Genomic DNA, 7475 nt, shown 5'->3' with positions numbered 1-7475 from the left:
GGGGGCCGGGGCGGCGGGGGCGGGGGGGGGGGGGGGGGGGGGGGGGGGGGGGGGGGGGGCGGGGCGGGGGGGGGGGGCCGGCCGCCGGGGCGCCCCCCCCCCCCCCCCACGGTGCTTGGACGTGACGGCAGTGGGAACAGGTCGAGCCGGTACTTCTCCACCCGGGGCGATCGCTGCTCGGCGAGACCGGCGAGCAGCTTCCGGTAGTAGGGGAGCGCGCCCGTGATCTCCGCGGCGCGCTCGTCCCGCAGGGCGGCGCCCCGAAGGACCTGACGAAAAGAGCCGGGCCGGACGGTGCCGTGGCTGCGACCACCGTCCGGCCCGGAGTATGTCGGGCAGGTGTTTCAGGCCGCCTGCTCGTGCGCGCAGGCGTCTTCGATGCCGTACGTCTCCCAGGCGGGGAAGTCGTCGTCGGCGGGGACGGTCTCGCCCGGCACCAGCAGGCAGGCTTCCAGCGCCGCGTGCAGGGCGTCGACGCGCAGTCCGGTGCCGATGAAGACGAGCTCCTGGCCCTGCGTGGTGTCCGGGCCGCGTGCGCCGGACGGTTCGAACCGGGCGACGGCGCCGGCCTGGGACCACAGTCCGGTCACCCGGGGCCGGGTGGCGAGCCGGAAGAAGCCCTTGGAGCGCAGGACCCGCCCGAAGGCACCGCTGTCGAGGCCCTTGGTGACGAAGGTCCACAGGCGCCCGGGGTGGAAGGGCAGGTCGGAGCGGAAGACGAGCGAGGAGATGCCGTACTCCTCGGTCTCCGGCACGTGGTCGCCGTTGAGCTCCTTCACCCAGCCGGGGGCCTGCTGCGCCTTCTCGACGTCGAACAGGCCGGTGCCCAGGACGTGTTCGAGGGGCACGCGTCCGCGGACGGCGGGGACGATCCGCGCCTCCGGGTTGAGCCGGGACAGCGTGGCGCGCAGCCGACGCGCCTCGTCGGGCTCGACGAGGTCGAGCTTGTTGAGGACGATGACGTCCGCGAACTCGACCTGGTCCATGAGGAGGTCGCTCACGGTGCGCTCGTCGTCCTCGTACTGGTCGAGCCCGCGCGCGACGAGTTCGTCGCCGCCGCCCAGCTCGGGCAGGAAGCCGGCGGCGTCCACGACGGTCACCATGGTGTCGAGCCGGGCGAGGTCGCCGAGGGTCGCCCCGTCGTCGCGGGGGAAGGAGAACGTCGCGGCCACGGGCATCGGCTCGGAGATGCCGCTCGACTCGATGAGCAGGTGGTCGAAGCGGCCCTCCCGGGCGAGCCGGTCGACCTCCTCCAGGAGGTCGTCGCGCAAGGTGCAGCAGATGCACCCGTTGGTCATCTCGACCAGACGCTCCTCGGTGCGGGACAAGGCCGCCTCACCGCCGCGCACGAGCGTGGCGTCGATGTTGACCTCGCTCATGTCGTTGACGATGACCGCGACCCGCAGCCCTTCGCGGTTGCCGAGGACGTGGTTGAGGAGGGTGGTCTTCCCGGCCCCGAGGAACCCGGAGAGGACCGTGACGGGGAGCCGGTCGTCGTACGGGGGCACGCGCTCAGCCCTCGGGCCGGATGAGGCCGCGCTCGTACGCCTTCACCAGCCGCTGCGGGACCCGGTGAACGACGCCGTCCACGGTGACCGGCACCAGCTGGGGCGTGGTCGCCTTCCACTGGGCGCGGCGGTGACGGGTGTTGCTGCGGGACATCTTCCGTTTGGGGACGGCCATGGGAACTCCTCGGTCTCGGGGGTGACACCCCGAGGCTATATGAAAATGGATCCCATTATCAACAATGAAGGGGTGGAGTGAGGTCCTGCGGGGGAGTGCCGAGTCGGTTCCGTGTGACACCGCGGCCTCTCGGGTGTCCGCGTGCGGCCCCGGGCCCCCTCGGGGCCCAGCGGGTCCACACGCGGACGTGGGTGCCCCTGAACGCCCATGGCGTCCATTTCCCATGGAGGGCTACGGTTCGCCACCGGCCGCCGGAGCTGGGAACGACGTCATGTCCGCCTCTACCAGGAGGACTTGGTCACTCCCGGAAGGAAGCCGGCGTGTGCCTGCCGGCGTGCCTGTACGCGGGAGAGGCCGAACTTGCGCAGGTAGCCGCGGGGGCGGCCGTCCGTGCTGTCGCGGTTGCGCACGCGCGTGGCGCTGGCGTCGCGCGGCTGTCGGCGCAACTCCGCGAAAGCGGCGTCCCGTTCGGCCGCCGTGGAGGACGGGCGCCGGATGATCTCCTTGAGCTCGGCCCGCCGGGCGGCGTACCGCTCGACGATCTCCTTGCGCTTCTCGTTCTTCGCGATCTTGCTGCGCTTCGCCATCAGACCTTCCCCCCTCGTGCGCGGATGCGCGCCACGGCGGCTTCGACGCCGATCGCGTCCACCGTCTTGATCGCCCTGGCGCTCAGGGTGAGCCGGACGTGCCGTCCCTCGCTGGGCAGCCAGTAGCGCTTGCGCTGGACGTTCGGGCCGAAACGGCGTGAGGTGCGCCGGTGGGAGTGGGAGATCGTGTTGCCGAAGCCCGGCTTGGCGCCGGTCAGTTGGCAGTGAGCTGACATGGGTGATGCCGCCTTTCCTGCTGGCTGGATGGGATGCCCACTGTAGCGGTATCGGAAATGAAAATCGTTCCCATATACTGTGCGGCATGGCACGCAACGAGATCCGCCCGGTCATCAAGCTCCGCTCCACGGCTGGCACCGGATTCACCTACGTCACGCGCAAGAACCGCCGCAACGACCCCGACCGCCTCGTGCTGCGCAAGTACGACCCCGTCGCCGGCCGACACGTCGACTTCCGCGAAGAGCGCTGACCCCCACCACGACCACCTCGAAAGGTCCTGCCATGAAGCCCGGAATCCACCCCGCCTACGAGCCCGTCGTCTTCCGCGACACCGCCTCCGGCACCGCCTTCCTCACCCGGTCGACGATGACCGGCGACAAGACGATCGACTGGGAGGACGGCAACACCTACCCGGTCGTCGACGTCGAGATCTCCTCCGCGAGCCACCCCTTCTACACGGGCACCGCCCGCGTCCTCGACACCGCCGGCCGCGTCGAGAAGTTCCAGCGCCGCTACGGGGCCCGCTGATGGACCACGCTCACCGGCTTCCCGTCGTGATCGTCGCCGGGCTGCACGCCGATGCGCGGAAGGAGGTCGTCGACCGTCTCCTGAGGGCCGTCCCCGGCAGTGTGGCCCTGCACCACGACCTGGCGGGGGCGTCCGACGGCGGCGTCCTGCGGTTGATCCGCGACGCCTCCGGCACCGTCTCCTCCGGCGAGACGCCACTGGTCGACGACTGCGCGTGCTGCGCGCTGCGCGAGGACCTCGTCCCGGAACTGCAGCGTCTGGCGGACAGCGGTCTGACCCGCCTCGCCGTCGTCGAGCTGTGGGACTCCGTCGAGCCGAAGGCCATGGCCGAGGTCATCGCCGCCCACGCCGGAGACCGCCTGACCGTGACGAACGTGATCACCGCCGTGGACCCCTCCCTCGTCCTGCCGTACCTCGGCAACGGCGACGACCTCGCCGAAGCGGGCCTGGCCGCCGCCCCCACCGACCAGCGGACGGTCGGCGACACCTGGGCCCGGCAGCTGGAGTACGCCCCCGTCCTCGCCGTCGTCGACAACGACCAGGCCGACGAAGAGGACCACGCCCTGCTCGCCCAGCTGCACCCCACCGCACGCCGGGTGGCGGCGGCTTCCGGCGAACTCGCCCAGATCGCGTTCGCCGGCTTCGACGTCGAGGCCGCCGCGGCCGCCCAGCACCCCGCGTGCGCGCTGCTGCCCCAGGACGCCGACGAGGCCGGCGTCACCACCTTCGTCTGGCACCGCCACCGGCCCTTCCACCCGGAACGGCTGTACGAGGCCCTCGAAGACCTGTGCTGCGCGGCGGCCCGCAGCCGCGGCCGCTTCTGGCTGGCCGACCGTCCCGACACGCTCCTCGCCTGGGACGCCGCCGGCGGAGCGCTGTGCGTGGAGAGCGCCGGCCCCTGGCTGGCGTCCCTGCCCGACGCCGCCTGGGAGATGGTCCCGCCGATGCGCCGCGCGGCCGCCGCACTCGACTGGCACCCCGAGCACGGCGACCGCTGCCAGCACCTCGTCTTCACCTCGCCCGGCCTCGACCGGGACGGGCTCGAACGACTCCTCGACTCCTGCCTGCTGACGGACGCCGAGTACCGGGCGGGACGTGAGGCGTGGAAGAGCCTGCCCGCCGCCTTCGGCTCCCTCCTCGACGCCGCCTGACCTCGTACGACCCCACTGACACGCTCAACCGAAGGAGCCGCGACATGGCCCGACGCCCCGACCTCCGCAAGCCCGTGAAGTCCCGCCCCAACCCGCTCGACGCCGCCGGGATCACGTACATCGACTACAAGGACACCGACCTGCTGCGGAAGTTCATCTCCGACCGCGGCAAGATCCGCAGCCGCCGCGTCACCCGCGTGACCGCCCAGCAGCGGGCCCTCGCCACCGCCGTCAAGAACGCCCGGGAGATGGCCCTGCTGCCGTACGCCGCTCGCTGACGATCGTCCGCTCGGCCTCCTCGTGGCGGAGGCCGAACACGGCACCACGAGGGGCGGCTGCCTGCCGCGTGGTCCGGGCGGCTACTTCACCGAAGGCGCGGAGTGGCGCCGGGTGAGGGAAGCTCTACGCGGACCTGCGGAGGAACCGTCCGCGTGGAGTCGTGCCGCCCAGAGCACCAACGGCACTTGGAGGGGAAGCCTCGCCAGCGCCGCCGCCCTGAGCGGGGCGGGCCGGTGGCGCCAGTCGTAGGCCATCTTCACGTTCGCCGGGAACACGGCGGTGAACAACCCCGCTGCGGCCAGCGCGCCCGCGCCGCGCGTGCGCGGGTGAGCGACCGCGGCGCCGACGGCGATCTCCGCGAGCCCGCTCAGGTGCGTCCAGGTCCGGGGCGAACCGGGCAGGCTCCGGGGCACCATCGCGTCGAACTGCCGTGGAGCGACGAAGTGGGCCACGCCGGCACCGATCAGCAGACCGCTGAGCAGTCGGGCGGACGTAGTCGAACCAGGCATGTCTCGTCTCCTCGCCGATGGTGGCGCCACGTGCGGATACCCGTAAGTTACCTGAAAGTAGGGAGCGGTCGGCGGCGAAGGGGAGTCGTTCTGCCCGACGCGGGGACCGTGACCGGGGCCTCCCGGGCGGTGTCCGGCGGCCGGGCGGTGTCCGGCGGCCGGACGCCGCCCGGGAGGCCGGAACTTCACCGTGCCGCTCCGTTCACCTGCGCGGGCACCACCACCGGCACGTGCGAAATCCTCCCTTCTCACGAGTCCGTGCGATTCCGTACGGGTCCGTACGAACTTGTACGAGTTCGTGCGAGTTCTGCGAGTGGGGCATGCGTCCGGCGCCGATCCGCTCTGCGGAGGGGGCTCAGGCCCGGGCCCCGGAGAAGTCGGCCGCGTCCAGCGGACCGACTTCCCCTACGGCATGGGACGCCGGGGCGCCGGGTGGGTCGCCGGGCGAAACGGTCAGGCGGGAAGGGGCATCAGGAGCAGAGGGGTGGTGGTGGGCTGGGGGGAGCCTCCGGCGGGTTCGAGGGTGAGGCCGACGGCGCCCGCGTCGGCCGGATCGCCGGCGAGCACGACGGTGCCGTCGTGCTCGATCAGTCCGGCCGGGCGCATCGTGCCGTCGTGGTCGAGCCAGAGCTGGTAGGTCTTGCCCGTCCCGGGTGCGGGCAGGTTGGTGGCGGTGAAGAAGGCCTCGTTCTGCCGCGCGGAGGCGACGACGGTGGTCAACGCTCCGTTGGCGGCCTTGCCGTGGACGGTACGGGCGTCGGGCGCGGCCAGTACGGTGCTGACCGCGTCGAGTTGCTGCTGGGCCTGGCGGGCTTGCCGCTCGAGGTCCTGCGAGTGCTGCGTCTGCCACACGGTGGCGCCGCCGAGTACGGCCGCGGCCACGCCGGCGGCCAGAGCCAGCGGCACGGCCCTGCGGCGCAGCACGCCACCGAAGGCGGGTGCGGAGACAGGGGCGGGGATGCGCGGCGGAAGCTGGCGCACACTCTCGATGGCGGTCATGACCCGGGCCTTGGCTGCCGCGGGCGGTGCCTGGGAGACCGCCGCTGCCAGGCGCGCCGCGGTCGCCTCGAACTCCGCCACTTCCTGCCGGCAGGCCTCGCACGTCCGCAGGTGGTCTTCGAAGACGCCGCGTTCGCCGGAGTCCAATGCGCCCAGGGCGTAGGCGGCGGCAAGGGTGTGGGCGTCGGTCGCGTCGTGTTTCATGTGGTCACCCCCATGCAGTCGCGGAGCCGGATGAGCCCGTCGCGCATGCGTGTCTTGATGGTGGGAAGAGGTGTGCGCAGGGCTTCGGCGACTTCACGGTAGGTCAGCCCCTGGTAGTAGGCCAGGGTCACCGCCTGTCGCTGCAGTTCGGTCAGGCCGCGCATGCAGCGGCGGACCTGCTCGGACTCCAGCCGGGTCTCGACCTGCTCGGCGACCTCGTCGAACGCGGTGGTGTGCTCACGGGCGGCCTGGGCCTGCTCGCGGTCGGAGGCGGCCTGGGCGGAGCGGACCCGGTCCACGGCCCGCCGATGGGCGATGGTCGCGGCCCACGAGGTCACCGCGCCGGCGTCCGGCCGGTAGCGGGCGGCCTGGCGCCACAAATCGATCATGACCTCCTGGGCGACCTCTTCGGACTGCGCCCGATCGCGCACGACTTTGATCACGATCCCGAACACCACGGGTGCGAGAGCGTCGTAGAGGACGGAGAAAGCCTGTTTGTCGCCGTGCGCGACCTTCTGCATGACCTCGGTCAGGTCGGCACGGCCCGTGGCGGGTCCGGCGCCGAAAGGGAGCGGTTGGTTCACCGGCGCCGCTCCGGCCGTGGCGAACCGGCGAAGCGGCGGCCGGGCGCGGCCGTCAGGGGACGGGGTGTCCATCGCATGTCAGTCCTCGACTAGTCGCTCAAGCGGTGGACGGGCCACCCCACGGGTCGGGCCGGCCACCACAGGAGGTGGGCGTGTCACCGGTTCTTCGTAGCGGACGGGCGCGCGGATGGGAGGCCGCTTCGTCACCCGCGCCCCGGTGGTTGACCCGTTCGAGGGAAGTGTGAGCTGTCGGCCCAGCCGGCGGGCGGGTGGCGGCGAAGGCACGGGTGGGGGAACCGCCGGGTGTACTGCGGTTCCCTGTGGGCCGCGCGGATCCGCCGCCCGGCCTCAGGTACCTAGGAGGTAGTCGAGATGGTTCGTGTACGACGCGGTCTTGCGGTTGCGATGGCGGCTGGTGCCGTCGTGGTGGGTGGCGCCGCGGCGGCTTCGGCCGATGCCGGTGCGCAGGGTGTGGCCGCGTACTCCCCCGGGGTGGGCTCGGGCAACCTCGTCCAGGTGCCCCTCCACGTCCCGGTCAACGCCTGTGGCAACACCGTCAGCGTCATCGGCCTGCTGAACCCGTCCTTCGGCAACACCTGCGTCAACGCCTGACGCCCCACCGAGGGAAGCCCCGGTCCGCCGCCGACAAGACGGGGTGGCGCGGACCGGTGACCTGACCCGGCGCGGAGGCGCAAGGCGGTCTCGGAGACGCGT

Annotated in this window: 12 protein-coding genes; 5 read left to right on the top strand and 7 right to left on the bottom strand. The window is 72.3% G+C overall.

The window, feature by feature from the left end; genetic code table 11:
- Positions 1-344: 344 nt before the first annotated feature.
- From ACIGW4_RS26090 to rpmB, 4 genes are all read right to left on the bottom strand, one after another.
- Positions 345-1508 (bottom strand): GTP-binding protein, encoded by a 1164-nt coding sequence (locus ACIGW4_RS26090; RefSeq protein ID WP_399583105.1) that lies wholly within the window; start codon positions 1506-1508, stop codon positions 345-347.
- 4 nt (positions 1509-1512) lie between these two features.
- Positions 1513-1683, bottom strand: coding sequence for a 50S ribosomal protein L32 (gene rpmF / locus ACIGW4_RS26085; RefSeq protein WP_398709031.1), 171 nt, complete (start codon positions 1681-1683; stop codon positions 1513-1515).
- 281 nt (positions 1684-1964) lie between these two features.
- Positions 1965-2270, bottom strand: coding sequence for a 30S ribosomal protein S14 (gene rpsN, locus ACIGW4_RS26080; protein WP_123456580.1), 306 nt, complete (start codon positions 2268-2270; stop codon positions 1965-1967).
- A complete protein-coding gene (rpmB, locus tag ACIGW4_RS26075) occupies positions 2270-2506 on the bottom strand; it encodes a 50S ribosomal protein L28 (protein WP_399583103.1) in 237 nt (78 codons plus the stop codon). The genes rpsN and rpmB overlap by 1 nt, the downstream gene beginning before the upstream one ends.
- An 86-nt stretch (positions 2507-2592) precedes the next feature.
- On the opposite strand from rpmB, the gene rpmG reads away from it, so the two are divergent.
- Genes rpmG through rpsR form a run of 4 tightly spaced genes read left to right on the top strand, consistent with a single transcriptional unit; the run spans position 2593 to position 4464 of the window.
- On the top strand, positions 2593-2757 hold the full coding sequence (gene rpmG / locus ACIGW4_RS26070; protein WP_123456582.1) for a 50S ribosomal protein L33: 165 nt from the start codon (positions 2593-2595) through the stop codon (positions 2755-2757).
- A gap of 32 nt (positions 2758-2789) precedes the next feature.
- Positions 2790-3035, top strand: a complete 246-nt coding sequence (locus tag ACIGW4_RS26065; RefSeq protein WP_123456583.1) for a type B 50S ribosomal protein L31 — start codon at positions 2790-2792, stop codon at positions 3033-3035.
- Positions 3035-4186, top strand: a complete 1152-nt coding sequence (locus ACIGW4_RS26060; protein WP_399583101.1) for a CobW family GTP-binding protein — start codon at positions 3035-3037, stop codon at positions 4184-4186. Before ACIGW4_RS26065 ends, ACIGW4_RS26060 begins: the two co-directional genes overlap by 1 nt.
- A 44-nt stretch (positions 4187-4230) precedes the next feature.
- Complete coding sequence (rpsR, locus tag ACIGW4_RS26055; RefSeq protein WP_399583099.1) at positions 4231-4464, top strand: 30S ribosomal protein S18; 234 nt, start codon at positions 4231-4233, stop codon at positions 4462-4464.
- Positions 4465-4545: 81 nt separating this feature from the next.
- Here rpsR and ACIGW4_RS26050 read toward each other — a convergent pair whose 3' ends face one another.
- The 3 genes from ACIGW4_RS26050 to sigK form a co-directional block, all read right to left on the bottom strand.
- The gene (locus ACIGW4_RS26050) at positions 4546-4974 is read right to left on the bottom strand and encodes a hypothetical protein (protein ID WP_399583098.1); all 429 of its coding nucleotides are present in this window, start codon (positions 4972-4974) and stop codon (positions 4546-4548) included.
- 453 nt (positions 4975-5427) lie between these two features.
- Complete coding sequence (locus ACIGW4_RS26045; RefSeq protein ID WP_399583096.1) at positions 5428-6177, bottom strand: anti-sigma factor domain-containing protein; 750 nt, start codon at positions 6175-6177, stop codon at positions 5428-5430.
- Positions 6174-6761 (bottom strand): ECF RNA polymerase sigma factor SigK, encoded by a 588-nt coding sequence (gene sigK, locus ACIGW4_RS26040; protein WP_398709022.1) that lies wholly within the window; start codon positions 6759-6761, stop codon positions 6174-6176. Before sigK ends, ACIGW4_RS26045 begins: the two co-directional genes overlap by 4 nt.
- Before the next feature lie 372 nt (positions 6762-7133).
- Here sigK and ACIGW4_RS26035 point away from each other — a divergent pair, with 372 nt between their 5' ends.
- Complete coding sequence (locus ACIGW4_RS26035; protein ID WP_123456589.1) at positions 7134-7373, top strand: chaplin; 240 nt, start codon at positions 7134-7136, stop codon at positions 7371-7373.
- The last annotated feature ends 102 nt before the right edge of the window (positions 7374-7475 follow it).

The organism is Streptomyces sp. NPDC053513 (genome assembly GCF_044544765.1).
In the GTDB taxonomy this organism is placed as follows: Bacteria; Actinomycetota; Actinomycetes; order Streptomycetales; family Streptomycetaceae; genus Streptomyces; species Streptomyces litmocidini.
Note: the sequence above shows the minus strand (reverse complement) of the source record. Positions and strands in the feature narration are given on the sequence as shown.